At 70.5% G+C, this 26,985-nt stretch carries 26 protein-coding genes, 3 tRNA genes and 2 pseudogenes; 8 read left to right on the top strand and 23 right to left on the bottom strand.

Annotated elements, in window-relative coordinates; genetic code table 11:
- Positions 1 to 553: 553 nt before the first annotated feature.
- The 7 genes from ACGFWE_RS16765 to ACGFWE_RS16735 all read right to left on the bottom strand — a co-directional run bounded on the left by ACGFWE_RS16765 (position 554) and on the right by ACGFWE_RS16735 (position 4,238).
- Positions 554 to 2,008, bottom strand: a complete 1,455-nt coding sequence (locus tag ACGFWE_RS16765) for an MFS transporter (RefSeq protein ID WP_393600316.1) — start codon at positions 2,006 to 2,008, stop codon at positions 554 to 556.
- A gap of 85 nt (positions 2,009 to 2,093) precedes the next feature.
- Positions 2,094 to 2,663, bottom strand: coding sequence for a TetR/AcrR family transcriptional regulator (locus tag ACGFWE_RS16760; protein ID WP_352390598.1), 570 nt, complete (start codon positions 2,661 to 2,663; stop codon positions 2,094 to 2,096).
- A 138-nt stretch (positions 2,664 to 2,801) separates the two neighbouring features.
- Complete coding sequence (locus ACGFWE_RS16755) at positions 2,802 to 3,230, bottom strand: MaoC family dehydratase (protein ID WP_352390796.1); 429 nt, start codon at positions 3,228 to 3,230, stop codon at positions 2,802 to 2,804.
- Positions 3,231 to 3,238: 8 nt separating this feature from the next.
- Positions 3,239 to 3,691 carry a MaoC family dehydratase N-terminal domain-containing protein gene (locus ACGFWE_RS16750; RefSeq protein WP_352390599.1) on the bottom strand — a complete coding sequence of 151 codons (453 nt, stop codon included), beginning with the start codon at positions 3,689 to 3,691 and terminating at the stop codon, positions 3,239 to 3,241.
- A gap of 102 nt (positions 3,692 to 3,793) precedes the next feature.
- Complete coding sequence (gene rpmG, locus ACGFWE_RS16745; RefSeq protein WP_003948671.1) at positions 3,794 to 3,958, bottom strand: 50S ribosomal protein L33; 165 nt, start codon at positions 3,956 to 3,958, stop codon at positions 3,794 to 3,796.
- Between the two features lie 88 nt (positions 3,959 to 4,046).
- Positions 4,047 to 4,119: transfer RNA gene (locus ACGFWE_RS16740), tRNA-Met, on the bottom strand.
- Positions 4,120 to 4,165: 46 nt separating this feature from the next.
- Positions 4,166 to 4,238 (bottom strand) — tRNA-Thr (locus ACGFWE_RS16735).
- A gap of 256 nt (positions 4,239 to 4,494) precedes the next feature.
- Here ACGFWE_RS16735 and ACGFWE_RS16730 point away from each other — a divergent pair.
- Both ACGFWE_RS16730 and ACGFWE_RS16725 read left to right on the top strand, forming a co-directional pair.
- Positions 4,495 to 5,769 (top strand): amidohydrolase family protein, encoded by a 1,275-nt coding sequence (locus ACGFWE_RS16730; protein WP_393600315.1) that lies wholly within the window; start codon positions 4,495 to 4,497, stop codon positions 5,767 to 5,769.
- Positions 5,770 to 5,937: 168 nt separating this feature from the next.
- A pseudogene (locus ACGFWE_RS16725) lies at positions 5,938 to 6,593 on the top strand (NAD(P)H-binding protein).
- A gap of 134 nt (positions 6,594 to 6,727) precedes the next feature.
- Here ACGFWE_RS16725 and ACGFWE_RS16720 read toward each other — a convergent pair.
- The gene (locus ACGFWE_RS16720) at positions 6,728 to 6,940 is read right to left on the bottom strand and encodes a hypothetical protein (protein ID WP_393600314.1); all 213 of its coding nucleotides are present in this window, start codon (positions 6,938 to 6,940) and stop codon (positions 6,728 to 6,730) included.
- Between the two features lie 139 nt (positions 6,941 to 7,079).
- Here ACGFWE_RS16720 and ACGFWE_RS16715 point away from each other — a divergent pair, with 139 nt between their 5' ends.
- Complete coding sequence (locus tag ACGFWE_RS16715) at positions 7,080 to 7,619, top strand: hypothetical protein (RefSeq protein WP_352390603.1); 540 nt, start codon at positions 7,080 to 7,082, stop codon at positions 7,617 to 7,619.
- A gap of 127 nt (positions 7,620 to 7,746) precedes the next feature.
- Here the strand turns inward: ACGFWE_RS16715 and ACGFWE_RS16710 are convergent.
- Positions 7,747 to 7,828, bottom strand: a tRNA-Tyr gene (locus ACGFWE_RS16710).
- 234 nt (positions 7,829 to 8,062) lie between these two features.
- Here ACGFWE_RS16710 and ACGFWE_RS16705 point away from each other — a divergent pair.
- Complete coding sequence (locus tag ACGFWE_RS16705; protein ID WP_020135872.1) at positions 8,063 to 8,551, top strand: YajQ family cyclic di-GMP-binding protein; 489 nt, start codon at positions 8,063 to 8,065, stop codon at positions 8,549 to 8,551.
- 109 nt (positions 8,552 to 8,660) lie between these two features.
- Here ACGFWE_RS16705 and ACGFWE_RS16700 read toward each other — a convergent pair whose 3' ends face one another.
- Positions 8,661 to 8,927 (bottom strand): GlsB/YeaQ/YmgE family stress response membrane protein, encoded by a 267-nt coding sequence (locus tag ACGFWE_RS16700; RefSeq protein WP_352390623.1) that lies wholly within the window; start codon positions 8,925 to 8,927, stop codon positions 8,661 to 8,663.
- A 149-nt stretch (positions 8,928 to 9,076) separates the two neighbouring features.
- Between ACGFWE_RS16700 and ACGFWE_RS16695 the strand changes: the two genes are divergently transcribed.
- Positions 9,077 to 10,321: an APC family permease gene (locus tag ACGFWE_RS16695; RefSeq protein ID WP_393600313.1), complete on the top strand. Its 1,245-nt coding sequence runs from the start codon at positions 9,077 to 9,079 to the stop codon at positions 10,319 to 10,321.
- Positions 10,322 to 10,357: 36 nt separating this feature from the next.
- Here the strand turns inward: ACGFWE_RS16695 and ACGFWE_RS16690 are convergent.
- The 13 genes and pseudogenes from ACGFWE_RS16690 to ACGFWE_RS16630 form a co-directional block, all read right to left on the bottom strand.
- Positions 10,358 to 10,926 (bottom strand): annotated as a pseudogene (locus tag ACGFWE_RS16690) (SMI1/KNR4 family protein).
- Positions 10,927 to 11,007: 81 nt separating this feature from the next.
- On the bottom strand, positions 11,008 to 11,400 hold the full coding sequence (locus ACGFWE_RS16685) for a YccF domain-containing protein (RefSeq protein ID WP_393600312.1): 393 nt from the start codon (positions 11,398 to 11,400) through the stop codon (positions 11,008 to 11,010).
- A complete protein-coding gene (gene htpX / locus ACGFWE_RS16680) occupies positions 11,397 to 12,260 on the bottom strand; it encodes a zinc metalloprotease HtpX (RefSeq protein ID WP_352390627.1) in 864 nt (287 codons plus the stop codon). The genes ACGFWE_RS16685 and htpX overlap by 4 nt, the downstream gene beginning before the upstream one ends.
- Positions 12,261 to 12,466: 206 nt before the next feature.
- Entirely contained in the window at positions 12,467 to 14,011 is a 1,545-nt protein-coding gene (locus tag ACGFWE_RS16675) for an NADH-quinone oxidoreductase subunit N (RefSeq protein ID WP_393600771.1), read from the bottom strand.
- Positions 14,012 to 14,025: 14 nt separating this feature from the next.
- Positions 14,026 to 15,600 (bottom strand): NADH-quinone oxidoreductase subunit M, encoded by a 1,575-nt coding sequence (locus tag ACGFWE_RS16670; RefSeq protein WP_393600311.1) that lies wholly within the window; start codon positions 15,598 to 15,600, stop codon positions 14,026 to 14,028.
- Positions 15,601 to 15,606: 6 nt separating this feature from the next.
- Positions 15,607 to 17,601, bottom strand: a complete 1,995-nt coding sequence (locus ACGFWE_RS16665) for an NADH-quinone oxidoreductase subunit L (protein WP_393600310.1) — start codon at positions 17,599 to 17,601, stop codon at positions 15,607 to 15,609.
- Entirely contained in the window at positions 17,598 to 18,014 is a 417-nt protein-coding gene (gene nuoK, locus ACGFWE_RS16660) for an NADH-quinone oxidoreductase subunit NuoK (protein ID WP_352390630.1), read from the bottom strand. Before nuoK ends, ACGFWE_RS16665 begins: the two co-directional genes overlap by 4 nt.
- Positions 18,014 to 18,778 carry an NADH-quinone oxidoreductase subunit J gene (locus ACGFWE_RS16655; protein WP_393600309.1) on the bottom strand — a complete coding sequence of 255 codons (765 nt, stop codon included), beginning with the start codon at positions 18,776 to 18,778 and terminating at the stop codon, positions 18,014 to 18,016. Before ACGFWE_RS16655 ends, nuoK begins: the two co-directional genes overlap by 1 nt.
- The gene (locus ACGFWE_RS16650) at positions 18,775 to 19,344 is read right to left on the bottom strand and encodes an NADH-quinone oxidoreductase subunit I (protein WP_352390632.1); all 570 of its coding nucleotides are present in this window, start codon (positions 19,342 to 19,344) and stop codon (positions 18,775 to 18,777) included. Before ACGFWE_RS16650 ends, ACGFWE_RS16655 begins: the two co-directional genes overlap by 4 nt.
- A 2-nt stretch (positions 19,345 to 19,346) precedes the next feature.
- Entirely contained in the window at positions 19,347 to 20,315 is a 969-nt protein-coding gene (locus tag ACGFWE_RS16645) for an NADH-quinone oxidoreductase subunit H (RefSeq protein WP_393600308.1), read from the bottom strand.
- Positions 20,312 to 21,889 (bottom strand): NADH-quinone oxidoreductase subunit C, encoded by a 1,578-nt coding sequence (locus ACGFWE_RS16640; protein ID WP_393600307.1) that lies wholly within the window; start codon positions 21,887 to 21,889, stop codon positions 20,312 to 20,314. Before ACGFWE_RS16640 ends, ACGFWE_RS16645 begins: the two co-directional genes overlap by 4 nt.
- Positions 21,886 to 22,584 carry an NADH-quinone oxidoreductase subunit B gene (locus ACGFWE_RS16635; protein WP_393600306.1) on the bottom strand — a complete coding sequence of 233 codons (699 nt, stop codon included), beginning with the start codon at positions 22,582 to 22,584 and terminating at the stop codon, positions 21,886 to 21,888. Before ACGFWE_RS16635 ends, ACGFWE_RS16640 begins: the two co-directional genes overlap by 4 nt.
- Positions 22,575 to 22,997, bottom strand: coding sequence for an NADH-quinone oxidoreductase subunit A (locus ACGFWE_RS16630; RefSeq protein WP_352390636.1), 423 nt, complete (start codon positions 22,995 to 22,997; stop codon positions 22,575 to 22,577). The genes ACGFWE_RS16635 and ACGFWE_RS16630 overlap by 10 nt, the downstream gene beginning before the upstream one ends.
- 221 nt (positions 22,998 to 23,218) lie before the next feature.
- On the opposite strand from ACGFWE_RS16630, the gene ACGFWE_RS16625 reads away from it, so the two are divergent.
- From ACGFWE_RS16625 to ACGFWE_RS16615, 3 genes are all read left to right on the top strand, one after another.
- Positions 23,219 to 24,442, top strand: a complete 1,224-nt coding sequence (locus ACGFWE_RS16625) for a sensor histidine kinase (protein ID WP_393600305.1) — start codon at positions 23,219 to 23,221, stop codon at positions 24,440 to 24,442.
- Positions 24,443 to 24,554: 112 nt separating this feature from the next.
- Positions 24,555 to 25,898 (top strand): sensor histidine kinase, encoded by a 1,344-nt coding sequence (locus ACGFWE_RS16620; RefSeq protein ID WP_352390638.1) that lies wholly within the window; start codon positions 24,555 to 24,557, stop codon positions 25,896 to 25,898.
- A 311-nt stretch (positions 25,899 to 26,209) separates the two neighbouring features.
- Positions 26,210 to 26,869 carry a response regulator transcription factor gene (locus tag ACGFWE_RS16615; protein WP_277922183.1) on the top strand — a complete coding sequence of 220 codons (660 nt, stop codon included), beginning with the start codon at positions 26,210 to 26,212 and terminating at the stop codon, positions 26,867 to 26,869.
- Positions 26,870 to 26,985 lie beyond the last annotated feature (116 nt).

Here is a 26,985-nt window from a genome sequence, read left to right as displayed (position 1 = left end):
GGGCCGGTGGGGGCGGGCGTCTTTGCGCAGTTCCCCGCGCCCCTGGACGCCTGCGGCGGCCCGTTGCGGTCCGGTGGGGGCTTGTGTAGCGCGTGGGGTTCGGTGGGTGGGTCGGTGCCGGGGTAGGGGGTGTCCGTCCTCGGTCCGGCGGCTCGGTCCCTTTGAGAAGGGCTCGGTAACGGACGCCGGCCGCTGCGGGCGGACACCCCCCACCCCGTCCCCTGCCCGCCGTACGCGGCCAACGGCCGGAAGTGGCGTGCGGTCCGGCTGACGGTCCGTTGCGGCGCACGAGGCGGCGAACGGTTCCGTCCTGGCGCAGGCGACTGCAACCCCCTAGCGGCGCGGGGAACTGCGCGACCAGCCCCCACCGACCCGCACCCGCCCCACAAGCTGACCCGGCACCCGGTTAGGCGCCCGTCCAAGCCCAGCGCAGCGGCACCGCGGGGAACTGCGCGACCAGCCCCCACCGACCCGCACCCGCCCGACAACCTGACCCGGCACCCCCCACGTCAAACGGCCCCGCCCTCCCGGACGGGACCGTCGACTCACAGGCTCAGCCGGCCACCAGATCCCGCTCGCGCTTCTCCACGGGAGCCTCCTGCTCCACCCCCCGCTTCCGCGAGGGAATCAGCAGAGCCGCAACCCCGGCGAGCGCCACCACGGCCGCTCCGGTCACCAGTGCCGGTCGCAGGCCGTCGACGAAGGACTGGCCGCTCTCGTATCCGCCCTGCGAGGAGAAGATCGACGCCATGACGGCGATACCCAGCGCGCCACCCACCTCACGCAGCGCGTTGTTGGCGCCGGACGCGATGCCCTGCTCCTTCGGCAGCACGCTCGACATGACCAGGTTGGACGCGGGGGCGAAGAAGAGAGCCATGCCTATGCCGCTGAGGATGAGACCGGGAAGCTGTGCGCCGTAGGACGCGTCGACGGTGACCACGGACGACATGTACGCGAGGCCCGCCGCCTGGAAGAAGAGGCCCGTGGCCACGACGGGTCGGCCACCGATGCGGTCGGAGAGGATCCCGGCGATCGGCGCGACGAGCATCGGCATGCCGGTCCAGGGCAGCATCCGCAGGCCCGCCTCGGTGGGCGAGTAGCCGAGGACGCCCTGCATGTACTGGCTGAGCAGGAAGATCGAGCCGAACATCCCGAGGAACATCAGCAGGCTCGCCGCGTTGATGCCGGAGAAGGCCCGGGAGCGGAACAGCCGCATGGGGAGCATCGGGTTCTTGGCCCGCGTGCTGTAGAGGACGAACGCGGCGAGCAGCGCGGCTCCCGTGAACAGGGCCAGGAGGACCACGGAGTCGGTCCAGCCGTCGGACGGGCCGCGGACCAGGCCGTAGACGATGCCGAAGAGGCCGCCGCTGGCGAGCAGGGTGCCGGGGATGTCGAGGCGCGCGCCGGTGCCGTGGGACTCGGCGAGGCGAAGGCGGGCGAGGGGCAGCAGGGCGACGCCGAGCGGGACGTTCAGCCAGAAGATCCACTGCCAGGAGATGTGTTCGGTGAGGCTGCCGCCGATCAGCGGTCCGGAGGCGACCGCGAGTCCGTTGACGGCACCCCAGATGCCGTACGCCATTCCGCGCCTGGCCACGGGGACGGCCGCCGTGAGGAGGGTGAGCGTGAGGGGCATCATGATCGCCGCTCCCACGCCCTGGATCGCGCGGGCCGCGATGAGGGAGTCGATGCCGGGGGCCAGGGCCGCGGCCGCCGACGCGCCGGTGAAGATCGTGAGGCCGACCAGGAAGAGTCGGCGCCGGCCGAAGCGGTCGCCGAGCGCCGCGCCGGTCATGAGCAGGACGGCGAAGGTGAGTGTGTAGGCGCTGACGGTCCATTCGAGGTCGTGCAGCGCTCCGCCGAGGTCCTCGCGGATGGAGGGCAGGGCGGTGGTGACGACGAGGTTGTCGAGGGCCGCCATGAATCCGGCGACGCTGGTGATGACGAGGGCCCAGACGGCACCCCCGCGACGTGCGGTGGGTGTGGTGGTGGCTTGTGCTTGTTGTGACATCGCTCCCCCAGCGGGTGTTCGGTGATTAGTTAGCGATTACTAAGTTTCGCGATCATGAAGAGGCGCCCGTGACGCCCCGTGGGACTCAGTGCTCCAGCCGACCCGTGGACTGCGCCGACGGGTACATGCCCTCCCAGACCCGGTGCCCGGGCGGAAAGCCCATCGCCACCAGGCAGTTGATGAGCATGCCGTACGCCAGGAAGTTCGTCGTCTCCTTGACGTCGGCGCCGAGCGGCCCGTGGACGGCGTCCCACAGCCGCATCCAGCCGGCCCGCACCGCCTCGCCGAACTCGTGGTCGCCGTCCTGCTCGGCGGCCCCCACCGCGACGTACATCTGCATCTGCATCATCAGCCACTCGGGCCGCTCGGCGATGACCTTGGTGTACGCGTCCGCCATGGCGTGCTCGGCCTCTTCTCCCTCCAGGCCCTTCGAGGCCTCCTCGAAGGTGCGGAGGGTGTCCTCGACGCAGCGCTCCGCCGCAGCCAGGAAGATCGCCTTCTTTCCCGGGAAGAGCCGGAACAGGTACGGCTGCGAGACCCCGACCCGCTTGGCGATCTCCTCGGTGGACGTGCCGTGGTAGCCACCGCGGGCGAACTCGATCATCGCCGCGCGGATGACGCTCTCACGCCTGTCCTCTGCGCTCATCCTGACCATGTGAGTAAGTTAGTACTCAATCACTAACTTGGCAAGAGGCGGGATCCAAGACGTAGTTCAGGCTTCCCGGACGCAGTGCAGTAAGGAGCGCCCCACCATGGCGAGCGCCCCTTACATCGGCAGCCGGACCGTCGGCCATCAGGCCAGTCGTACGACCGCTCGCGACATCCCCAGCACCTTCTGCCCGGCGCTGGTCACCGTGAGGTCGACGCGGACCGTGTTGTCGTCGAGCTTGGCGGCGACCTTGGCGGCGACCTCGATCGCGGCGCCCTGGTCGTCGTTCGGGACGACGACGGGCTTGGTGAAGCGGACGCCGTACTCGACGACCGCGCCCGGGTCGCCGACCCAGTCGGTGACCACACGGATCGCCTCGGCCATGGTGAACATGCCGTGCGCGATGACGTCCGGCAGTCCGACCTCCTTGGCGAACTTCTCGTTCCAGTGGATCGGGTTGAAGTCCCCGGAGGCGCCCGCGTACTGGACGAGGCCGGCGCGCGTCACGGGGAAGGTCTGGGCCGGCAGCTCGGTGCCGACCTCGACGTCGTCGTATGCGATCTTCGCCGTCATGTTCTTCGTCACGCCCCCTCTGCCGCACGCGCGACCAGCTTGGTCCAGGCGGTCACCACGTGTTCGCCGGCCTCGTCGTGGACCTCGCCGCGGATGTCCAGGATGTCGTTGCCGGCCATGGACCTGATCGCCTCGATGGTGGAGGTGACGGTCAGACGGTCACCGGCGCGCACGGGGCGGACGTAGGCGAACTTCTGGTCGCCGTGCACCACGCGGCTGTAGTCCAGGCCGAGCTGCGGGTCCTGCACGACCTGTCCCGCGGCCTTGAAGGTGATCGAGAACACGAAGGTCGGCGGGGCGACGACGTCGGGGTGGCCGAGCGCCTTGGCGGCCTCCGGGTCCGTGTACGCGGGGTTGGCGTCCCCCACTGCCTCGGCGAACTCGCGGATCTTCTCCCGGCCCACCTCATAGGGGGCGGTGGGCGGATAGGTCCGCCCCACGAAGGACTGGTCGAGCGCCATGGGCTCGGCACCTCCTGCTTGCTCTACTGGCCGGTATCGGGTCCCTCAACGACGCGAGGCCGCCCCCGATCTCTCGGGGACGGCCTCGCGTACGAGCCTGATTTATCGCGTCTCGCGGTGCGCGGTGTGCGCGTTGCAACGCGGGCAGTGCTTCTTCATCTCCAGTCGGTCCGGGTTGTTACGCCGGTTCTTCTTGGTGATGTAGTTCCGCTCCTTGCACTCCACGCAGGCCAGCGTGATCTTCGGGCGGACGTCGGTGGCAGCCACAGGAGTGCTCCTTGACGAACGGATGGGACAACTAACGCATAGAAGAGTAGCCGATCGAAGGACCGACCCCGCAATCGGCTACTGTCTGTAGCGGTGACCGGACTTGAACCGGTGACACAGCGATTATGAGCCGCTTGCTCTACCGACTGAGCTACACCGCTGTGATGCGATCCGTTCCCGCCTCTCGACGGGAACCTCACACACCAGAGCCCCAATACGGAATCGAACCGTAGACCTTCTCCTTACCATGGAGACGCTCTGCCGACTGAGCTATTGGGGCGAGCGATGAAGACATTACACGCTCCGCCGCCGTTCGCCCAAATCCGTTTCGCGGCGCCCTGGGTGCCTTGATCCACGGGGTTCCCGGAGCCCTCAACAGCCCCTCCGGCACGGCGGACCACACCGGTACGACTATTGCGCTCCTCCCCGTCGCAGGCGTGCCGCCACCCTAGGCTCGACTCACTCTGCGTGATCTTGCGTCCCCTTGCGCGGTTCCGGCGGCTCCGGGCTTGCGCAGCCCGAGCCCCTGGAGCGCAATGCCCGACAGCCAGCCGCAGCCGCCCCACTCCTCGTCGTCCTCGTCGTCCTCGTCCGGTGCCGCGTCGTCGGGCCACTCCGAGGCGGCCGGTCTCCTGCTGTGCGGGGCGCGGCTCACCGACGGCAGGACCGTGGACGTACGGCTGGGCGGCGGGCGCATCGAGGCGGTCGGTACGGCCGGGAGCCTGGCCGTGGGCGGCACACGCGCGTGCGGTGCGCGCGTGGATCTCAACGGCTATCTGCTCCTGCCGGCCCCGGCCGAGCCGCACGCCCACGGCGACACCGCCCTGTCTGCCGACGCGGACGGGCCTCTCACCTACGACCCGCACGACGTCCAGTGCCGGGCCACGGAGGCGGCTCTGCTGCAGCTCGGGCACGGGGCGACCGCGCTGCGGGCACACGTGCGCGTGGGTGACGTCCAGGGGCTGGGCGCGCTGGCCGCCGTACTCCAGACGCGGCGGTCGCTGCGCGGGCTCGCCGAGCTGACGGCCGTGGCGATGCCCAGGGTGCTGACCGGGGTGGCGGGGGCGGAGGGGCTCGCCATGCTGCGGGACGCCCTGAAGATGGGGGCCTCGGTGGTGGGCGGGTGTCCGGATCTCGACCCCGATCCGGCCGGCTACGCGGAGGCGGTCCTGGAGGTCGCTTCGGAGCACGGCTGCCCCGTCGACCTGCACACCGACGCCACCGACCCGGCCCGGCTCGCCCGTCTCGCCGCCATGGCCGGGGGGTTGCGGCCCGGTGTGACCCTCGGCCCCTGTGCGGGCCTCGACCGGCTCCCCTCGGAGGTGGTCTCCCGCACCGCCGACCAGCTCGCGGCGGCCGGAGTTGCCGTCGTGTGCCTGCCGCAGGGCGGCTGCGCGGGCGTGGACCGCCGGGGCACGGCTCCGGTACGGCTGCTGCGCGCGGCCGGGGTCCGGGTGGCCGCCGGCAGCGGCGCGCTGCGGGACGCCTGCAACCCCGTGGGCCGCGGGGATCCGCTGGAGGCCGCGTACCTGCTCGCCTCCCGGTACGGACTGCGGCCGGAGGACGCCTACGACGCGGTGAGCACGTCGGCGCGAGCCGTGCTCGGACTGCCCGAGGTCCGCGTGGAGGCCGGCTTCCCGGCCGAGTTGCTCGCGGTACGCGGCGACCGCCTGGCCGGCGCGCTCTCCCTGGCGTACAGCCGGATCGTGGTGCACCGGGGGCGTGTGGTGGCACGGACCAGCGCGGTGCGCGAGTACTGCAACTCGGCGGCGGCCGCGGAGTTGGGGCTGCCTCGGCAGGGCCGGGGGTAGGTGGCGGTATCGGCAGGGGCGGGGTAGGCGGTGGTGTCGGCAGGGGCGGGGTAGGCGGCGGTGTCGCGGTGTTCTGGTGCGGGGCGTGGGCCCCCCGGTGCGCCCTCAGCCCCACCCGGCACTCCCCTGACGCGGCGTTCGCGGATGTTCCGGCGTACGGTCGAAGGCATGCGCATTGTCATCGCTGGTGGTCATGGTCAGATCGCGCTGCGGCTGGAGCGGTTGCTCGCCGCGCGCGGGGACGAGGTCGCGGGGATCATCCGCCGCCCGGAACAGGGCGACGACCTGCGGGACGTCGGTGCCGAACCGGTCCTGCTGGACCTGGAGTCGGCCTCGGTCGAGGACGTCGCGGCGGCTCTGCGGGGCGCGGACGCGGCGGTCTTCGCGGCGGGCGCGGGGCCCGGCAGCGGCGCGTCCCGCAAGGACACCGTGGACAAGGCAGCCGCGGTGCTGTTCGCGGACGCGGCGGTCCGGGCGGGCGTACGGCGCTACGTGATCGTGTCCTCCATGGGCGCGGATCCGCGGCATGAGGGCGACGAGATCTTCGACGTGTACCTGCGCGCCAAGGGCGAGGCGGACGCCTACGTGAGCGGCCTGGACGCCCTGGACTGGACGATTCTGCGTCCCGGCGCGCTCACCGACGACGCCGGAAAGGGTCTCGTCCGTCTGGAGGCGCACACCGGCCGTGGCCCGATCCCGCGCGACGACGTGGCCGCGTATTGGCGGAGTTGCTGGACACACCCGCGACGGCAGGGCTGACGCTGGAGCTGGTGAGCGGTTCCACGCCGGTGTCGGTGGCGGTGAAGTCAGTGGCCGGCAACTGAGGGTGCCCGCGGGTGCGGGTGCGGTACCGGTGTACGGGTTCGGTTCCGGTTCGCGGAGGACGGGCTGGTGGCGCGGACGTGCGTGCGGTCGGGGGCGTGGGCTCCCGGCGCCCGGCGCCCGGCGCGTCAGAACATCAGAACAGGGGCAGCTGGCCGGATACGACGGGGGCTGCGTACCCGTCCAACGACGGCTGGGCCGCTCCGAGTTCCGCCTGTCTGCGCGAACCCGGGCACGAGACGAGCTGTCCCCTCTCGCGCGCGCCGGGCGGGTCGTGCCGGGCGAAGCGGCCGGCGACGACGGCGATCTCGCGACGGCATTCGGGGCAGAGCCTGCGACGACTGGACATGCAGTCAGTGTGCCCCGGGCGGAAGGGGTTCGTGCGTCTGGAGTGGGCGGTCGTCTTGTGACCCACCGTCAATAGGCGGCTACTGAAGGGGTATTCGGAAGCGACAGCGGTTTTCGTCGATTCCGAGGAGGTACCTGCCGTGCGCTCCTTCAAGCGCTGGCTCGACCGCAGTCTGGCCGCACAGGCGGTTCTGATCTTCCTTCTGGGTGTGGGTGCCAGCGCCTTGTTCCGCCGGGGCGACCCTCCCGTGTTCTGGGTGGTTCAAGCGGCCCTCTACGCCGCCATCGCCATCACATTCATGGCCGTGCAGCGTCGCCGGGCAAGCCGCGCGGCGGGCACCGACCCCCACGGCCTCGTCGAGCTCGGCCGCAGGATCCGGCATCGCGAGGTGCCGACCGACCCCGGGGAACGGGAGTCGATGCGACGGCTGGTCGACGACCAACTGCGCCTGCTGGAACGCAGGCGCCGGTGGCTGCCGTACTCGCTGGGCTTCATGGGCCTGACCGCGGCCGCCCTGCTCGCCCTCGGGGTGGCCACCGGATCAGTGGTCTTCCCGCTCGTCTTCGCGGCCTTCGTGATCGGCTTCTGCTGCTGGGCCGTCTGGATGCGACGCCGCACCCTGGACCGCTACCACTACATGCGCACAGCACTGCGGGAGGAACACGAACGCGTGTCCTGACCCCACGGCACCGACGGTGAGACACAGCACCCCGCACCGGAACACCCGAAACACGGACCACCCGCAACACGAAGAGACCCCCTCCGCTCTGCGTTTCCGCAGTTCGGAAGGGGTCTCTTTCTCAGCGTGGCGGCGCCAGGATTCGAACCTGGGAAGGCTGAGCCGGCAGATTTACAGTCTGCTCCCTTTGGCCGCTCGGGCACACCGCCGGGGTTGCTGCCCTTCGAACCGTCTTTCGGCGGTGCTCCGTGGCAACGACGTAAACAATACCCGATGCCGAGGGGTGCTTCGCCACCCGATTGATCTGCGCCCGGAGGCCATGGGGTGACTAGGCTTGGGCGGATGCGGCCCGGGTTCACACCGGCTCGGCGACCGCCCCCACGTACGCCGATACGCGTCCGTACACACGCCGACACGCACCCCGATACAAGGAGCCACAGGACATGGCCGACTCCAGTTTCGACATCGTCTCGAAGGTCGAGCGGCAGGAGGTCGACAACGCCCTCAACCAGGCCGCCAAGGAGATCTCCCAGCGCTACGACTTCAAGGGCGTGGGTGCCTCGATCTCGTGGTCCGGTGACAAGATCCTCATGGAGGCGAACTCCGAGGACCGGGTCAACGCCGTCCTCGACGTCTTCCAGTCCAAGCTGATCAAGCGCGGGATCTCACTGAAGGCGCTCGACGCGGGCGAGCCGCAGCTCTCCGGCAAGGAGTACAAGATCTTCGCGTCGATCGAGGAGGGCATCTCCCAGGACAACGCGAAGAAGGTCGCGAAGATCATCCGTGACGAGGGCCCGAAGGGCGTGAAGGCCCAGGTCCAGGGCGACGAACTGCGGGTCAGCTCGAAGAGCCGTGACGACCTGCAGTCCGTCATCTCCCTGTTGAAGGGCAAGGACTTCGACTTCGCGATCCAGTTCGTGAACTACCGGTGAGCTGATTCGTCGATCGGCACCGATCGGCTCCGCTAGACGCCGATCCACGAGGAAGGGTGGGCACCTGGCCGGTGCCCACCCTTCTCGCCTGCTGGCTGCGGTTCGGGGGTCAGTCGCGCGAGTTGCCGAACAGGAGACGGTAGGCGATCAGGAGCACCAGGGAGCCGCCGATCGCGGCGGCCCAGGTGGGCCCGTCGTAGAAGCTCTTGGTGACCGGGTGGTCCAGCCAACGGGCCGATATCCAGCCGCCGATGAACGCGCCCGCGATGCCGATGAGGGTCGTCCCGATGAAGCCACCCGGGTCCCGGCCCGGCAGCAGGAGTTTGGCGATGGCTCCGGCCAACAACCCCAGGATGATCCAGCCGACGATGCTCATGCCCTGAACCTGCCCTTCAGCGCTGTGCCCGCACGTCGTACGTGTGCGGCTTGCGCGCGGTGTTCGTCGAGCGGGTGTTCGTGTGTCGTTGCTGAAGAGGACGTCAGGGCCCCATCCTGCGGTTGCATGCGATCAGTAGGGTGCGGCTCATGACGCATTCCGGTGCCGAACTGCGGCGCACCTTGGGAGTAGGGGACGCCGTTGTCATCGGGCTCGGCTCGATGATCGGCGCGGGGATCTTCGCCGCCCTCGGGCCGGCAGCGCACGCGGCCGGATCCGGGCTGCTGCTCGGACTCGCGGTCGCCGCCGTGGTCGCCTACTGCAACGCCACGTCCTCGGCGCGGCTGGCCGCCCTGTATCCGGCCTCGGGCGGCACCTACGTGTACGGGCGGGAGCGGCTCGGACCGTTCTGGGGTTATCTCGCGGGCTGGTCATTCGTGGTCGGGAAGACGGCCTCCTGTGCGGCGATGGCGCTGACGGTGGGTGCGTACGTCTGGCCGGGGCAGGCCCATGCCGTGGCAGTCGTGGCCGTGGTGGCGCTGACCGCGGTGAACTACGGCGGAATCCAGAAGTCCGCCTGGCTGACCCGGGCGATCGTGGCGGTGGTCCTCGCTGTCCTCGCTTCCGTGGTGGTCGTGTGTCTGGGGTCCGGGGCCTCACAGGCCGGGCGGCTGGATGCCGGTGTCTCCGGCGGTGCGGGCGGGGTGCTGCAGGCGGCCGGTCTGCTGTTCTTCGCGTTCGCGGGGTACGCGCGTATCGCGACCCTCGGTGAGGAGGTACGGGACCCGGCGCGCACCATCCCCCGCGCGATCCCCCTGGCCCTGGGCATCACGCTGATGGTGTACGCGGGTGTGGCGGTGGCAGTCCTTTCCGTGCTGGGCGCCGACGCTCTGGGCCGTGCGGACGCGCCGCTGGCCGAGGCGGTACGGGCGGCCGGGGTGCCCGGGCTCGTGCCGGTGGTGCGGGCGGGTGCCGCCGTGGCCGCGCTCGGCTCGCTGCTCGCCCTGATTCTGGGCGTCTCCCGGACGACGCTGGCGATGGCCAGGGACCGGCATCTGCCGGGCGCGCTGTCCGCCGTGCATCCCCGTTTCCAGGTGCCGCACCGGGCCGAGCTGGCTGTGGGTGCGGTGGTCGCGGTCCTCGCCGCCACGGTGGACGTACGGGGCGCGATCGGTTTCTCCTCCTTCGGTGTGCTCGCGTACTACGCGGTGGCCAACGCGGCCGCCTGGACGCTCGGTTCGGCTCCGGCGGTCCGGGTGGTACCGGTGGTGGGGCTGCTCGGGTGCGTGGTGCTGGCGTTCGCGCTTCCCGGGGTTTCCGTGGTCGTGGGCGCGGGGGTGCTGGCGGTCGGGGTGCTGGCGTACGGCGTACGGCAATGGTGGGCGGCGTGGTAGGTCGGCGGCAGGTGCCCCTGGATTCGGGCCGGCTCGTCAGGTGGCGGGGGTCGGCAGCGCCGTGCGTATCCGGAACTCCGCCCAAGGAGCCATCTCCAGTTCCTCGTTCATCTCCTCGTACCAGCCGGTGCCGTCGACCCAGGCTTGCAGCCAGTCGGTGAGGGACGGGGCGTCCACGAACCAGGAGTGATCGTGGTCGCCGGCGTTCGGTTCGAAGAGGAGGACGGTGGCTTCGGGCTGTGGCAGTCCACGCACGCGTACATCGCACAGCCCCAGTGGGATATCGGCAGGACGCCCTCGGGCCAGGGCCAGTCGGGGTCCTTGCGGCCGCTCTTGCGGTTGGCCAGGTACTGCACGACGGCTGCGGGCTCGCCTGCCGGGGAGCCGTCGAGCAGGGGCAACAGGCCGTACTCCGGGCCGAACCCGCCGTCGCCTATCCGCAGGTAGAGATCGGCGAGCAGTGGGGGCAGGTGGAAGCCCAACGCGGCCTCGGCACGGGCCAGGGTGGGCGGGTCCACCGGCTCGGGGAGGGAAGCCCAGCCCCACGGACGGGTGTTGCGGGCCTTGTCCGCCACCCGTGCCAGCAACTGCTCGCTCTCGGTCATGCATTCATGATGCAGGGCGGCACTGACAGCCGGGCAGGCCTGTGGACAACCCACGGATTGTGGAAAAACCCGGCTCGTCCGTCAGCGGGTTGCGAACGGCTCGTCCGTGGAGACGATTTCGCGGCCCAGTGGGAACAGGGACACGGGGATCAGCTTGAAGTTCGCGATGCCGAACGGGATGCCGATGATCGTGAGGCACAGGACGAGGCCCGTCGCGATGTGGCCCAGGGCCAGCCACCAGCCGGCGAGCACCAGCCACAGGAGGTTGCCGACGAAGGAGGGCGCTCCGGCGTCGCGGCGCTCGACCGTGGTGTACCCGAAGGGCCACAGGGCGTAGACGGCGATGCGGAAGGCCGCGATGCCGAACGGGATGCCGATGACGGTGATGCAGAGCAGCGCGCCCGCGGCCAGGTAGGCGAGGAAGAGCCAGAAGCCGCTCAGGACGAGCCAGATGACGTTCAGGATGGTTTTCACTGGGGGCGACCTGCCATCTTCTCGAGCCGGGCGATGCGCTCCGCCATCGGCGGGTGAGTCGAGAACATCTTGGACAGTCCCTGGCCGGGGCGGAAGGGGTTGGCGATCATCATGTGGCTCGCGGTCTCGATGCGTGGCTCGGGGGGCAAGGGCAGCTGTTTGGTGCCCGATTCGAGCTTGCGCAGGGCGCTGGCGAGTGCGAGGGGGTCGCCGGTGAGCTGGGCGCCTGAGGCGTCCGCCTCGTACTCCCTGGAGCGGCTGATGGCCATCTGGATGAGGCCGGCCGCCAGCGGTCCGAGGATCATGATCATCAGCATGCCGAGGAGGCCAGGCCCGTCATCGTCGTCGGAGCGGCCGATCGGGATCAGCCAGGCGAAGTTGACCAGGAACATGATCACGGAGGCGAGGGCGCCGGCGACCGACGAGATCAGGATGTCGCGGTTGTAGACATGACTGAGTTCGTGGCCGATGACACCGCGCAGTTCGCGCTCGTCCAGCATGCGCAGGATGCCGTCGGTGCAGCACACGGCGGCGTTGCGCGGGTTGCGGCCGGTCGCGAAGGCGTTGGGTGCCTCGGTCGGAGAGATGTACAGGCGCGGCATGGGCTGACGGGCCTGGGTGGAGAGCTCACGGACCATGCGGTAGAGGGCCGGTGCCTCGAACTCGCTCACCGGGCGGGCACGCATCGCGCGTAGAGCCAGCTTGTCGCTGTTCCAGTACGCGTACGCGTTGGTGCCCAGCGCGATCAGGACGGCCACGACCAACCCCATGCGGCCGAAGAAGCTGCCGATGACGATGATGAGTGCGGACAGTCCCCCGAGGAGGACTGCGGTCCTGAGCCCGTTGTGCCGGCGGTGCACGGTACGCCCTCCAAGTGGTGCAGCAGGGGAACCCTTTGCTTGCTGGTCTCCGATGTCTTCCGATGCCACCGGTCCGTGGTGCCACGTCCAGTGGACCTTCCCGTCCTGCTCAACGCCAGGCGCGGGCCACTAGTTCCCTTGTGCGCACGGAGGCCCAGGTGAGCCGTTCGGGTGACGGTCCTGGGTCCAGGGCCGGGAAGGCCGGTTCAGAAGAGTCCGGTGTCGGTGAAACGCAGCACCAGTTGGGGTGCACCCGACAGGGCGACGCCGAGGACGCCGGTCAGGGCGAGCGCGGCGGTGAGGGGGGCGGGGACACGGTGCGTGGCGGGTTCGCCCTCTGGTGCCCGGAACAGCAGGGTCGTCCACTGGAGGTAGTAGAACAGCGCGATCACGACGTTGACGGCCATGATCACGGCGAGCCAGCCGAGGCCCGCGTCCACGGCCGCCGAGAAGACGGTGACCTTGGCGAACAGGCCGATGATGCCGGGCGGCAGCCCTGCCAGGCAGAGCAGGAAGAAGGCCAGCAGGAGGGCTGCGAGGGGGTTGGTCGCGTAGAGGCCGCGGTAGTCGGTGATGCGGTTCGCGGTCCTGGTGCGGCCCACCAGAGCGGCCACGGCGAAGGCGCCGAGGTTCACGGCGGCGTACATGAGGGCGTAGGCGACGGTGGAGCCTACGGATCGCTCGGCGTCGTCGGAGTACGCGGCGGCGGCGATCGGCACGAGGAGGTAGCCGGCCTGACCGACGGAGGACCAGGCGAGCAGCCGTACGGCACTGTACGCGCGCGTGGTCTGCTGTCGGAGGGCGCCGAGGTTGCCGACGGTCATGGTGAGCGCGGCCAGCGTGGCGAGGGCCGGGCCCCAGACTTCGGCGTACGAGGGCAGGGCGACGACGGTGACGAGGATCAGGCCGGAGAAGCCGACCGCCTTGCCGACGACCGACAAGTAGGCGGCGATCGGGAGTGGCGCGCCTACGTAGGTGTCGGGCACCCAGAAGTGGAAGGGTACGGCGGCGGTCTTGAAGGCGAAGCCGACCAGGGTGAGGACGACGCCGGTCTGGGCGAGGGTGTGGAGCTGTCCGTCGACGTGCTGGATGCGGTCGGCGACCTGGGTGAGGTAGAGGGTGCCCGTGGAGGCGTACACGAAGCTGATGCCCATGAGGCTGACCGCGGTGGCGGTGACCGAGGACAGGAAGAACTTCAGGGCCGCTTCGGAGGACTTCCTGTCGCCGTGCCGGATGCCGACGAGGGCGAAGGCGGGCAGGGAGGCGACTTCCAGGGCGACGATCAGGGTCGCGAGGTCGCGGGAGGCCGGCAGGAGGGCGGCGCCGGCGGCTGAGGAGAGCAGCAGGAACCAGTACTCCCCTTCGGGGAGTCTCTTGTCGGCGTCCTTGAGGGTGGTGACCGACAGGAGGGCGGCCAGGAGGGCGCCGCCGAGGACGAGGAACTGGAGGACGAGCGTGAAGCGGTCGGCCGTGTAGCTGCAGATGTGGGGATCGCCGGTCAGGCAGAAGGTGCTGCGGTCGCCGTCCAGGAGAGGCAGCAGCAGGAGCGCGGAGGCGGCCAGGCCCGTGACCGAGACCCACCCGAGCAGGCTCTTCTTCTGCTCGCCGACGAACAGGTCGGCGACGAGGACGACGAGTCCGACGACCGCCGCGAGGGTGGGCGGCGCGATGGCGAGCCAGTCGACGGACTGGACGAGGTTCGCGGCCGTCGCGGTCAGCGGCTCGGCCGATGATGCCCATGGCTGGGCCATGGCGGCGGGGGTGCTCATCGGTTGCCTCCTGCGAAGAGCTGCTGGACGGCCGGGTCGGTGAGGCCGAGGAGGGCCTTCGGCCACAGGCCCGCCACGACGGTGAGGGCGACGAGCGGCGTCCAGGCCGCGAACTCGTACGTGTGGACGTCGGCGAGCCGGGGGGCGTCCTGGGGTACGGCGCCCATGCAGACGCGGCGGACCACGACGAGCATGTACGCGGCCGTCAGGAGGGTGCCGAACGCGCCGATCGCCATGAAGGTGAGGAAGGCGGGGCGGCTGAGGTCGTCGGCGGGCTTGAAGGCGCCGAAGAGCGCCAGCATCTCGCCCCAGAATCCGGCGAGGCCGGGCAGGCCGAGCGAGGCGACCGCGCCGAAGGCCAGCAGGCCGCCGAGGCGCGGGGCCTTGCCGTACAGGGCGGCGCCGGTCTCCTCGGCCAGGGTGTCGAGGTCGGTGGTGCCGGTGCGGTCCTTCAGGGCGCCGACCAGGAAGAACAGCAGGCCGGTGATGAGGCCGTGGGCGATGTTGGCGAACAGGGCGCCGTTCACGCCGGTCGGGGTCATGGTGGCGATGCCGAGCAGGACGAAGCCCATGTGGCCGACGGAGGAGTAGGCGATGAGGCGTTTGAGATCGCCCTTGGCGCCCCGCTTGGCGAGGGCCAGGCAGGCGAGGGATCCGTAGATGATCCCGACCACGGCGAAGGCGGCGAGGTAGGGCGCGAAGTCGCGGAAGCCGTCGGGCGCGATCGGCAGCAGAATCCGGACGAACCCGTACGTACCCATCTTCAGCAGGACGCCGGCCAGCAGCACCGACCCGACGGTCGGCGCGGCGGTGTGGGCATCGGGCAGCCAGCTGTGCAGCGGCCACATCGGGGTCTTGACCGCGAGCCCGATCCCGATCGCCAGAACGGCGATGACCTGCACGGATGTGGTCAGCGACCGGCCGTTGTCAGTGGCGAGTGCCACCATGTCGAATGTGCCCGCCTTGATCCCGATCAGGAGCAGGCCGAGCAGCATGACGACCGAGCCGAGCAATGTGTAGAGGATGAACCGCCAGGCGGCGGCCTGGCGGTCCGCGCCGCCCCAGCGGGCGATGAGGAAGTACATCGGGATGAGCACCGTCTCGAACGCGAGGAAGAACAGCAGCAGGTCGAGGACGGCGAAGGTCGCGAGGGTGCCGGACTCCAGGACGAGCAGCAGCGCGACGAAGGCTTTCGGGGACGGTCCCGAAGGCATCTTGAAGTAGGAGTAGAGCGCGCAGAGGAAGGTCAGCAGCGCGGTCAGGACCAGAAGGGGGAGGGAGATGCCGTCGATGCCGAGGTGGATGCGCACGTCGAGTGCGGGGATCCAGCTGATGTCGGTCGTGGCCTGCATCTTCGACGGATGGTCGTGGTCGAAGCCGAGCGCGAGGACGATCGCGGCGATGAGGATCACGCCGGTGACGGTCACACCGTGCCGCAGTACGGCCTGGTCGGGCGACTTCCCCTTCAGTCCCGGCGGGGCGGGCAGTACGGCCGTGACGGCACCGAGGAGCGGGCCGGCCACGACGAACGCCAGAAGGAACTGCATCACGGACTCGTTGATATCGATCACGCCTGCTCACGCTCCCGTGGCGACGAGGACGACGGCGACCGCGAGGACGACGGTGCCGGCGAGCAGCGCGCTCACATAGGTCTGCAGATTGCCGGTCTGGGCCCGTCGCACGGCGGTGCCGAGCCAGCGGGGCAGCGTTCCCGCGCCGCGCACGTAGGTCTCGACGACCTCGCGGTCCAGGAAGCGGACGAGGTCGGCTCCGGCTTGGACCGGGCGGACGAAGAGGGCCGTGTACAGGGCGTCCAGGTGGAAGCCGACGGCCGCGTGGCGGTGCAGCGGGCCGAGCAGCAGTCGTCCGGGGTCGGCGGGGTCCGGCGCGTGGGCCACGTCTCCGTAGGCGGGCTCGTGGGTGGCGATGGCCTCGGCCTCGACCAGTCCGGCGTCGCCCTCGGGGTGGGCGGCGACCGCGCCGAGCGGGACGCGGGCCGCGATCGCGCGGGTGTGCCGCCAGGCCGCATAGGTGACGATGCCGCCGACCAGGGCCGCACCCGTGCCGACGACGGACGTGGTGAGGGCCGGGGCGAGGTCGCGGCCGTCGAACCAGTCGGGCAGCAGGCGGTAGGCGCACGCACCGAGGGCGAGGGAGGGAGCCGCCAGGACCCACAGGACCACGTTCATCGTCAGCGGCTGCCGGCCGTGGTCGGGGGCCTCGGTGCCCCGTCCGCGGAAGGCCAACAGCCACAGGCGGGTCGCGTAGGCGGCGGTGAGCACGGCCGTGAGGAGGCCGGCGACCAGGGTGATCCAGCCCGCGGCGCCGGGTGCGTGTTCGGTGTGGCCGGTGGCGACGTGTTCGGCGGCACCGAGGACGGACTCCTTGGAGAAGAAGCCGCTGAAGGGCGGGATCGCGGCGAGCGCGAGGAGCGCCACGGTCATCGTCCAGAACGCGTCAGGGATGCGGGCAGGCAGGTCCTTCATACGGGACATGGCGGCCAGTGAGTTGGTGCCGGCGGCGTGGATGATCACGCCGGCCGCGAGGAAGAGCAGCGCCTTGAAGGCGCCGTGGGACAGGAGGTGGAAGACGGCGGCACCGCGGTCGCCGACGGCGAGGGCGCCGGTCATGTAGCCGAGCTGGCCGATCGTCGAGTAGGCGAGGACGCGCTTGATGTCGTCCTGGGCGAGTGCGGCGAGACCGGAGCCGAGCATCGTGACGGCGGCCATGACGGCGAGGACCACCATCGCGGCCTGGGATGCCTCGAAGACCGGGAGGAGACGGGCGATGAAGTAGACACCGGCGGCGACCATAGTCGCGGCGTGGATCAGCGCGGAGACGGGCGTGGGGCCGGCCATCGCGTCGGGCAGCCAGGTGTGCAGCGGGAACTGCGCCGACTTGCCGGCCACGCCCGCGAGGAGGAGCAGGGCGATCAGGGTCGGATGGTCGAGTCCGCCGTGCGCGACGGCGTCGAGGACCTTGGTGATCCGGAAGGAGCCGACGTCGGTGGCCAGTGCGAACAGGCCGATCAGGAAGGGGACGTCACCGAGTTTGGTCACCAGGAAGGCCTTGAGGGAGGCGGCGCGGGCCTCCGGCGTCTCCCAGTAGTGGCCGACCAGGAAGTACGAGCAGATACCCATGATCTCCCAGCCGACCAGCAGCACGATCAGGTCGCCGGAGTAGACGACGAGCAGCATCGCGGAGGTGAAGAGGGAGACGAGAGCGGCGTACGAGGGGTAGCGCGGGTCGTCGCGCAGATAGCCCGTCGAGTAGATCTGCACACAGGTGGCGACGAGGCCGACCAGGACGGCGACGAGCGCGGCGAAGCCGTCGATGTGCAGGGCGAGTTCGATGGGGACCGAGCCGGTCGGGGTGAGTTCGGTGGCGGCGTTCACCGCCTGGTCGCCGCCCTGGCGTACGGCGACCACCGCGGCGAGCGCGAGGGCGGCCAGAGGAGGCAGGACGGCGAGCGGACGGACGAAGCCGGGGGCCGTGCGGCCCAGGAGCAGGCCGGCCGCGGCGCCCAGGAAGGGGAGGACGGGGACGAGGACGGCGAGGGTGGTCGTGGTCACGCGGTGGCCTCAGCCTTCCCGGTCCGCCCGGATCGTGCGGCCTGCTCGGCCGGGCGGGCTTCGCTGTCGGAGTCGTCGCGGTCGTCGGGGTCGTGGCCCTCCGCCGTGTCGCGGAGTTTGTCGATGTCGGCGGTGCCGCGGTTGCGGTGGACGGCAAGGACGATCGCGAGGCCGATGCCGATCTCGGCGGCGGCGATGGTGATGGTGAACAGGGTCAGGGCCTGGCCGGAGTGCAGGGTCTCCTCGGCGGCCTTGCTGAGCCAGACGTCGAAGGCGACCAGGTTCAGGTTGACGGCGTTGAGCATCAGCTCGACCGACATGAGGATGAGGATCGCGTTGCGGCGGGCGAGGACGCCGTACAGGCCGGTACAGAAGAGGAGGGCGGAGAGTACGGCGGGATAGGCGAGGTGCATCAGCGGGCGCCTTCCTGTTCGGCCGACTCGGCTTCCTCGGCGGTCTCGGACCCCTTGGCGGTCTCAGACCCTGTGGCCGACTCGGAGCCCCTGGCCGACTTGGAGCCCTCGCCCGACCCAGTTCCCGAGATCGGCTCATTTCGCCCGTTCGGGTGATTGCGGGAATCCGGGACGGATGGGGAACTACCGCTCGCGGCTCGGGAGTTCACACGGGGAGAGCTCGGCTCCGCCTTCGCCTTGCGGGACAGGACGATCGCGCCGACCAGTGCCGCGAGGAGCAGGACGGAGAGGGCCTCGAAGGGGAGGACCCAGTTCTGGAAGAGGCTCGCTCCGGTGGCCTCGGTGGAGCCGGCGGCGGGCCCGTCGAGGTCGATCCAGGTGGTGCGGAAGGCGTCGGCGACCACCCAGACCAGAGCGGCCGCTGCAGCGAGGGCCACGACGAGGGCGGCCCATCGGTTGCCGGAGTCGGCGTCCGGGGAGCGGCCGATGGGGGCCCTGGTGAGCATCAGACCGAACAGAAGGAGGACGACGACGGAACCCACATAGATGAGGACCTGCACCCAGGCGATGAACTCGGCGGTGAGCAGGAGGTATTCGACGGCGAGGCCGCCGAGGGCCACCACCAGCCACAGAGCGGCGTGCACCAGCTGCTTGGTGGTGACGGTGACGATCGCGGCGCCGAAGGTGACCAGACCGACGAGGAGGAAGGCGATCTCGACACCGGTCGGGGAGAGGAAGCCGTGCGCCTCCTGAGCGAGGGTCACGACTCCTCCCCCTGGGACTCGGCCGGCGCGGTCGGCTCGGCCTGCGCCGCCGCCAGCTTCTCGGCCGTCTTGCGGGCGGTGGCGATCTCCTTCGGTTCCTCCGCGCCGGGGTCGAGGGCCGGTGGGGCCGGGACGGTCCACATCCACTCCCGGAGCTTGTCCCGCTCGTGGGTGAGGTCGCGGATGTCGGTCTCGGCGTACTCGAACTCCGGGGACCAGAACAGGGCGTCGAAAGGACACACCTCGATGCAGATACCGCAGTACATGCAGAGGGAGAAGTCGATGGCGAAGCGGTCGAGGACGTTGCGGCTGCGTTCGCGGCCACCGGGGGTCGCCGCCGGGACCGTCTCCTTGTGGGAGTCGATGTAGATGCACCAGTCGGGGCACTCACGGGCGCAGAGCATGCAGACCGTGCAGTTCTCCTCGAACAGGCCGATCACCCCGCGGGTACGGGGCGGGAGGTCGGGCTGGGCGTCGGGGTACTGCTCGGTGACGGTCTTCTTCGTCATCGTGCGCAGGGTGACGGCCAGGCCCTTGGCCAGACCGGAGCCAGGAATGGGGGCCATGGTTACTGGATCACCACCTTGACGATGCCGGTGAGGGCGATCTGGGCGAGGGAGAGGGGGACGAGGAGGGTCCAGGAGAGCTTCTGGAGCTGGTCCTCGCGCAGGCGGGGGTAGGTCACGCGGAGCCAGATGACGACGAAGGCGAGCACGGCCGTCTTGAGGAGGGTCCAGACCCAGCCGAGCCCGTCGGCGCCCCAGGGGCCGTGCCAGCCGCCCAGGAAGAGGACGGTGGTCAGACCGCACAGGACGACGATTCCGGCGTATTCGGCGAGGAGGAACAGGGCGAAGCGAAGGCCGGTGTACTCGGTGTAGGCGCCGAAGATGATCTCCGAGTCGGCGACCGGCATGTCGAAGGGAGGGCGCTGGAGTTCGGCGAGGCCGGCGATGAAGAAGACGATCGCGCCGACGATCTGCCAGGGCAGCCACCACCACTCGAAGGCGGCGAGGATGCCCGGGAGGGAGACGGTGCCGGCCGCCATCGCCACCGAGGCGGCGGTGAGGAGCATCGGGAGTTCGTAGGCGAGGAGCTGTGCGGCGGTGCGCAGGCCGCCGAGGAGGGAGAACTTGTTGGCGGAGGCCCAGCCGGCCATGAGGGAGCCGAGGACGCCCACACCCATCACGGCGAGCACGAAGAACACGCCGGCGTCGACGACCTCGCCGACGGCGCCCTTGCCGGGGCCGACCGGGATGGCGAGGAGGACGAGGAGGTAGGGCAGGAGGGCGACGGCGGGGGCGAGTTGGAAGACGCGGCGGTCCGCGCCCGCGGGTACGACGTCTTCCTTCTGGGCGAACTTCACGCCGTCCGCGACGAGTTGGGCCCAGCCGTGGAAGCCGCCGGCGTACATCGGGCCGAGGCGGCCCTGCATGTGGGCCATCACCTTGTGCTCGGTCTGACCGATGATCAGGGGGAAGGTGAGGAAGACGACGAAGACGATCAGGAGTCGCAGGGCGACGTCGAGAGCGTCGTTCACTGCGGGCCTCCTGCGGGCTTGTCGGGGGTGGAGTCCTTGGTCTTTTCGGGTGCTCTGTCTTCTTCGGGGACCGTGGACTCCTGGGAGGCCGGCTCGTCGGAAGCGCGCGGCTCCTCCCGAACCTCGGGGCCTTCAGAAGCCGTGGGTTCTTCGGAAGGCTCGGGTTCTTCGGAAATCGCGAGGTCTTCTGGGGCCGAGGTTTTCGAAGGCGTTGGCTCCCCGGTGGTCTTGCGCGCTTCGGGCTCTCCGGGGCGTTCGGAGACTCCCGTGCTCTCGGGCGTGGGAGACCGATCCGGTTCCGGGTTGTCGAAGGCCGGGCGGGCATGGTGCCACGGTGCGTCCGGGCTGCGAGGAGCCGTGGGGGGCTTCGGCGGCGCGAGGTTCGTGCTCGCGTCGTCGGCCGACGGCTCGGAGCCGGTCGCGGTGGCCCTCTGACTCGCGGAACCGTCCGAAGCGGTACGTGCCCGACGAGGCCCCCTCGGGGCACCCCCCGCCGCGGCTCCCCGAGACTGAGGTGCCGGCGCTTCCGACGCCGAGCTGTCCGACTCGGTTGCGGGCGCATCCGGCGCCGGGGCCTTTGAGGCGGGTACGGAAGCATCAGGCACCGGACTCTCCGACACGGGGGCAGGTGATCCCGGTACCGGGTCATCCGTCGCGGACGCAGACATGCCAGGTGCCGGAGACTCCGACTCAGGGGCGGCTCCGGCCGGGACTGCCGTACCGGCGCCGGTGGCGTCGGCTTCTGGTGCCCTCTGGCCGGCCGAACCCTGCGCGGCGGTACGTGTACGCCGGGGCACACCCGTCGGTGAGGTTGGGGCAGCATCCTCCGTCGCCCCGGGCCCGGACGTACCCGCCGCGCCCGCCGGCCCCGACGCTCCAGACCCCCGACTTGCTGACCCCTGACTCGCCGACCCCTCCCCAGCCGAACGCGCCCGGCGCACCGGACGGTCGGCCGTCGGGCGGGGTGGCCGTTCTCCTGGGGTGCGGCGGGTGGGGGCCGGGGGGAGTTGGCCCTTCAGGGGGCCCCATTCGTTGGGGTCGGGGACGCCTGGGGGGAGCATCTGGCGGCGTTTGGGGCCGCCGTGTTCGGACTCGCCCGGTTCCTTCGCGCCGGGCCATGCCTTGGCGACGCGGGCCGCCAGGACGAAGTCCTTGCGCAGGGGGTGGCCCTCGAAGGTTTCCGGCAACAGGAGGTGGTCCAGGGAGGGATGGCCCTCGAAGGTGACGCCGAACATTTCGTGGGTCTCGCGCTCGTGCCAGGCGGCGCCCGCGTAGATGTCGACGGCGGTCGGCAGCACCGGCGTGTCGTGGGAGACGGTGGTGCGCAGGAGCAGGCGTCGTACCGGGGAGAGGGCGGCCACGTGGGCGGCCACGCGGAAGCCGGTGCCGGGTTCGTCGACGGCGCTGAGCCAGTCGAAGTAGGTGCAGCCCAGGTCGTCGCGGGCCACGCGCAGTGCGGTGAGCCAGGTCGTGGGCGGGACGTCGACCGTCAGGACCTCGTAGGACTCCTCGGCGGTGGCCTCGGGGCCGAAGAGTTCCTCGGCGGGGGCGGGGAGCCAGCCGACGGCGGTCACTGCGCGTCCTCCTCGTCCGGAGCCGACACCGCTGCCGGCGCCGCTGCCGGCGGCTGGACCAGCCCGCTCTGCAGCGCGGCCGCCGACGGGCGTGCCGCGGACGTACCGTACCCGTAGCGCTCCCCCAGCGACTCCCTCGCGATCTTCTCCTGGAGCTTCAGGATGCCCTGGAGCAGCGCCTCGGGGCGGGGCGGGCAGCCGGGGACGTAGACGTCGACGGGGATGATCTGGTCGACGCCCTTGGTGACGGAGTAGGAGTCCCAGTACGGGCCTCCGCAGTTGCTGCACGCGCCGAAGGAGATGACGTACTTCGGCTCCGGCATCTGCTCGTACAGGCGCTTCACCGCCGGCGCCATCTTGTCCGTGACCGTGCCGGAGACGACCATCAGGTCGGCCTGGCGGGGGCCCGGGGCGAAGGGGATGACGCCGAGGCGGATGAAGTCGTGGCGGGCCATGGACGCGGCGATGAACTCGATGGCGCAGCAGGCGAGGCCGAAGTTGAAGACCCACAGGGAGTAGCGGCGGCCCCAGTTGAGGATCACCTTCATCGGCTCGGGGGCCAGGCGGGAGAGGGCGCCCAGCCGTTTCGGCTCCGGGAGCAGTACGGACTCCGTGGCGGCGGGGCCGGCCGCAGAGCTCGCGGAGGAGTCGGCGACGGAGCGCGAAGGGGACTCGGCGGCGGGGTTCACGTCCATGCCAGGACACCCTTCTTGTACGCGTACAGGAGTCCCACGGCGAGGAAGCCGAGGAAGACGAACATCTCGACAAGGGTCGTCGCGCCGTAGCCGGGGGCCGCGAAGACGGTGGCCCAGGGGAACAGGAAGATCGAGTCGACGGCGAAGATGACGTAGAGGAAGGCGTAGACGTAGTAGCGGACCTGGGTGTGGGCCCAGCCCTCGCCGACGGGGTCGACCCCGCACTCGTACGTCAGCAGTTTCTCCGGGGTGGGGACCACGGGTCGCAGCAGCCGTCCGGCGCCGAAGGCGACCGCGACGAACAGCACGCCGACGACGGCGAGCAGTCCGACGACCGAGTACGACTGGAAGTAGTCCGCCGCGACGACGGTCGGATCGACGACGGTTGCATCGACGACGGTCGGTTCCGGCACGTCCGCCCCTCACTCCCTGTGAGCACGCTGAACACAGTGGTCACGCTGGACACCACTGTTCGACGATCTGTACGCACGGGAGTCTAGGCCCTGATAAAGGCACGGTAAGCAGCCCGTCACCCAAGGAAAGCCATCCGAAGGGCGGGGGTGGGGTTTTCCCCAGCACGGCGCGGCGGCCCGCCTCATGGCGCGCGGCGGTCGCGCGCGGCACGCTAGCCCATATGACCGAACGCCACTCCTCCCCTAGCCGTGCCGTGATCACCGGCCCAGACGGCGGATCCGACGACGGCCGGCCGCCGCCGGCCCGTTTCGCCTACGACGCGCAGACCTGGAAGGAGATCGCGCATCTGCTGGCGAATCTCCCGGTGTCGGTCCTCGGCTTCACCTACGTCGTGACGGTGCTGTTCACCGGCTTCTGGCTGACCGTCACGGTGATCGGGTTCCCGCTGCTCGCGGCGGGTCTGCTGGGCGCGCGGCAGCTGGGCAAGCTGGAGCGGGCGCGGGCCCGGGCGCTGCTCGGGGTGCGGGTGGACGAGCCGAGCCGCCTGCCGTGGCGCACCAAGAACGGCGGCAACGGCTTCTTCGCCCAGTTGTGGATGGGGGTGAAGGACCCCGTGGGCTGGCGGACGGTGCTGTACGACTTCATCCGGCTGCCGTGGGGCGTGCTCACCTTCACGATCACGCTGACCTCGTTGTTCGTGCTGTGGCCGGTGCTGCCGTTCATCGCGCGGGGCCTGGCCAACGTCGACCGGGTGATGGTGCGCGGGCTGCTGTCGCCCTCCGACGAGCTGGAACGCCGTATCGCCGAACTGGAGTCGGACCGGGGGGTCGTGGTGGACGCGGCCGCGTCCGACCTGCGGCGCATCGAGCGGGATCTGCACGACGGGGCACAGGCCCGGCTCGTCAACCTGGCGATGGGGCTCGGCCTCGCCAAGGAGAAGCTCCTGGAGGACCCGGAGTACGCGCAGGCGATGGTCGCGGAGGCGCACGGCGAGGTGAAGCTGGCGCTCCAGGAGCTGCGGGATCTGGCGCGGGGCATCCATCCCGCCGTACTGACCGACCGCGGACTCGACGCCGCCCTCTCGTCGGTCGCCTCACGCTGCACGGTGCCGGTGAAGGTGACCGCCGACCTCGACGCGCGGCCGGTCCAGGCGATCGAGGGGATCGCCTACTTCACCGTCTCCGAGCTGCTCCAGAACGTCAGCAAGCACAGCGGGGCGCGGTCGGCGTCGGTCGACGTCTGGCGGTCGGAGAACCGGCTGCTCATCCAGGTGTGGGACGACGGCCGCGGCGGCGCCCGGCTCGACGGCGGCACCGGGATGCGCGGGCTCGCGGAGCGCCTCGACGCGGTCGACGGACTGTTCGTCATCGACTCCCCGCCCGGCGGACCGACGGTGGTCACGGCGGAGCTGCCGTGGCGGGACCGGGCCGCGGACAAGAGGTAGGGAAAACCCCCCTTCGAAGACGCCGACGGCCTCCATGGTCCGTCGACCTGCGGCCCAGCAGGGTGGAGGTACGACACGACAGGCGCGGGACGAGAGAAGAAGGACGACGTCGATGGCCACGGACTACGGGTACGACAGTGGGCTCGGGTTCCCCGGGACGGTACGGCGGCACCGGGTGCCGGCGGGGCTGCGGGCGCCGTTCGAGGGGCGGACCTGGCGGGAGTTCGGGTATGTGCTGCTGAGCCTGCCGATCAGCATCCTGATGTTCACGTACGCCGTCACGATGATCTCGCTCGGCGCGGGCCTGCTCGTGACCTTCCTCGGGATTCCGGTCTTCGCGGCCGGGCTCGCCGGGTGCCGCGGGCTCGGGGCGCTGGAGCGGGCGCGGGCGCGGGGGCTGCTGGGTCTCGAGGTGGGCGATCCGGAGCCGCTCAGGATCGGGAAGTCCGGGTTCATGGGGTGGATGGGGGCGGTGCTCAAGAGCGGGACGTCGTGGCGGACGCTGCTGTACTCCGTGCTGCAGCTGCCGTGGGCGGTGTTCTCCTTCGTCGTCGCGGTGAACTTCTGGGTGTACGGCTGGGCGCTGCTGACGTATCCACTGTGGTTCTGGGTCTTCCCGGCGTACGCCGGTCAGGACGGGCTCCAGCTCTACGGCGACGAGACCCACCACATCTATCTGAACAACCCGTTCGAGATCGGTGTGACGGCGCTGGTGGGACTGCTGTTCACGCTGTCCACGCCGTGGATCGTGCGGGCGCTGACGACGGTGGACCGGGTGATGGTGCACGGACTGCTGGGGCCGACCCGGCTGTCGGCGCGGGTGGTGGAGCTGGAGTCGGACCGGGGGGTCGTGGTGGACACGGCGGCGGCGGATCTGCGGCGCATCGAGCGGGATCTGCACGACGGGGCGCAGGCCCGGCTGGTGGCGCTGGCGATGGATCTGGGGCTGGCGAAGGAGAAGCTCACCGAGGACCCGCAGGCCGCGGCGCGGATGGTGGACGAGGCGCACGGTGAGGTGAAGACGGCGCTTCAGGAGCTGCGGGACCTGGCGCGGGGGATTCATCCGGCGGTGCTGACGGACCGGGGGCTGGACGCCGCGCTGTCCTCGGTGGCGTCCCGGTGCACGGTGCCGGTGCAGGTGGAGGTGGATCTGCCCTCGCGGCCCGCGCCGGCGATCGAGGGGATCGCGTACTTCACGGTGTCCGAGCTGTTGCAGAACATCAGCAAGCACTCCCGGGCGACGTTCGCCGCGGTGGATGTGTGGCGGGTGGAGGACCGGCTGCTGCTGCAGGTCGTGGACAACGGAGTGGGCGGGGCCGACGTGTCCTCCGGGTCCGGGCTCGCGGGCCTCGCGGAACGGCTGGACGCGGTCGACGGGATCCTGGTGGTGGACTCGCCGGCCGGGGGGCCCACCCGGGTGACGGCGGAGCTGCCCTGGCGGAGCGAGCGGGTGTGACGGGTTCTCCGTAAGGGGGCGGCGGGGCGTTTTCGCCTCCGCCGCCCTTCCCCGTTCCAGATGCGTACGGCGCAGATGCGTACGGCCCAGATGCGTACGGCCCAGATGCGTACAGCTCTGCTGCGCCGCGCCTGTGCCCCCCGAACCGGGCCGGATTCCGAGCTTGGAACCCCGTTTTCGGGGCTTTGTTCGGATTCAGGGGCCCCTATTCCCGTTGCTCGCGCCCGCCCGCATCCGAATGCTGGAATGCTGGACTTGTCCAGCAAGTGGGCAGGCAGTGGGCTGGGGGGCCGAGAGTCGTGGAGGACAGGGTGCGGGTGGTCATCGCCGAGGATTCAGTGCTGCTGAGGGAGGGCCTGACCCGGTTGCTGACCGACCGCGGGCACGACGTCGTGGCCGGTGTGGGCGACGGGGAGGCACTGATCAAGACCATCGGTGAGCTGGACGCCCAGGGCGAGCTGCCCGACGTCGTGGTCGCCGATGTGCGGATGCCTCCGACACACACGGACGAAGGCGTGCGAGCCGCCGTACAACTGCGCAAGGCACATCCCGGACTCGGGGTACTCGTACTCTCGCAGTACGTGGAGGAGCGGTACGCCACCGAGCTGCTGGCCGGGTCCAGTCGCGGGGTGGGGTATCTGCTCAAGGACCGGGTCGCGGAGGTGCGCGAGTTCGTGGACGCGGTGGTGCGGGTGGCCGAGGGCGGCACCGCCCTCGACCCCGAGGTGGTCGCTCAGCTGCTGGGCCGCAGCCGGAAGCAGGACGTGCTCGCCCATCTCACTCCCCGGGAGCGGGAGGTCCTGGGGCTGATGGCCGAGGGGCGCACCAACTCGGCGGTCGCGCGGCAGCTCGTCGTGAGCGACGGGGCCGTGGAGAAGCACGTCAGCAACATCTTCCTGAAGCTCGGGCTGTCCCCGAGCGACGGGGACCACCGGCGGGTGCTGGCGGTGCTGACCTACCTGAACTCGTGAGCATCTGACACCGTGTCAGATCAGCGGGAGTCGACCGAGAACCGAGAACGATGAGGGAGCGTCTTCAAGGAGAGCGCCGGGGGCGAGTAAATCGTGACAATTCAGGGCTTTGAACC

The sequence above is a fragment of the Streptomyces sp. NPDC048523 genome (genome assembly GCF_043199815.1).
Taxonomy (GTDB): Bacteria; Actinomycetota; Actinomycetes; order Streptomycetales; family Streptomycetaceae; genus Streptomyces.
This window is presented reverse-complemented; position numbering and strand designations above follow the sequence as displayed.

Excerpts from the sequence above, each read along its gene's own strand:
- ACGFWE_RS16695 (WP_393600313.1), top strand. The coding sequence starts at position 9,077 with ATGACGCATTCCGGTGCCGAACTGCGGCGCACCTTGGGAGTAGGGGAC.
- ACGFWE_RS16700 (WP_352390623.1), bottom strand. The coding sequence starts at position 8,927 with ATGAGCATCGTCGGCTGGATCATCCTGGGGTTGTTGGCCGGAGCCATC.
- ACGFWE_RS16730 (WP_393600315.1), top strand. The coding sequence starts at position 4,495 with ATGCCCGACAGCCAGCCGCAGCCGCCCCACTCCTCGTCGTCCTCGTCG.
- ACGFWE_RS16720 (WP_393600314.1), bottom strand. The coding sequence starts at position 6,940 with ATGTCCAGTCGTCGCAGGCTCTGCCCCGAATGCCGTCGCGAGATCGCC.
- ACGFWE_RS16650 (WP_352390632.1), bottom strand. The coding sequence starts at position 19,344 with ATGGCCCCCATTCCTGGCTCCGGTCTGGCCAAGGGCCTGGCCGTCACC.
- ACGFWE_RS16705 (WP_020135872.1), top strand. The coding sequence starts at position 8,063 with ATGGCCGACTCCAGTTTCGACATCGTCTCGAAGGTCGAGCGGCAGGAG.
- ACGFWE_RS16635 (WP_393600306.1), bottom strand. The coding sequence starts at position 22,584 with ATGGACGTGAACCCCGCCGCCGAGTCCCCTTCGCGCTCCGTCGCCGAC.
- nuoK (WP_352390630.1), bottom strand. The coding sequence starts at position 18,014 with ATGCACCTCGCCTATCCCGCCGTACTCTCCGCCCTCCTCTTCTGTACC.
- ACGFWE_RS16675 (WP_393600771.1), bottom strand. The coding sequence starts at position 14,011 with ATGGCCCAGCCATGGGCATCATCGGCCGAGCCGCTGACCGCGACGGCC.
- ACGFWE_RS16760 (WP_352390598.1), bottom strand. The coding sequence starts at position 2,663 with ATGGTCAGGATGAGCGCAGAGGACAGGCGTGAGAGCGTCATCCGCGCG.
- ACGFWE_RS16755 (WP_352390796.1), bottom strand. The coding sequence starts at position 3,230 with ATGACGGCGAAGATCGCATACGACGACGTCGAGGTCGGCACCGAGCTG.
- ACGFWE_RS16620 (WP_352390638.1), top strand. The coding sequence starts at position 24,555 with ATGGCCACGGACTACGGGTACGACAGTGGGCTCGGGTTCCCCGGGACG.
- ACGFWE_RS16625 (WP_393600305.1), top strand. The coding sequence starts at position 23,219 with ATGACCGAACGCCACTCCTCCCCTAGCCGTGCCGTGATCACCGGCCCA.
- ACGFWE_RS16765 (WP_393600316.1), bottom strand. The coding sequence starts at position 2,008 with ATGTCACAACAAGCACAAGCCACCACCACACCCACCGCACGTCGCGGG.
- ACGFWE_RS16750 (WP_352390599.1), bottom strand. The coding sequence starts at position 3,691 with ATGGCGCTCGACCAGTCCTTCGTGGGGCGGACCTATCCGCCCACCGCC.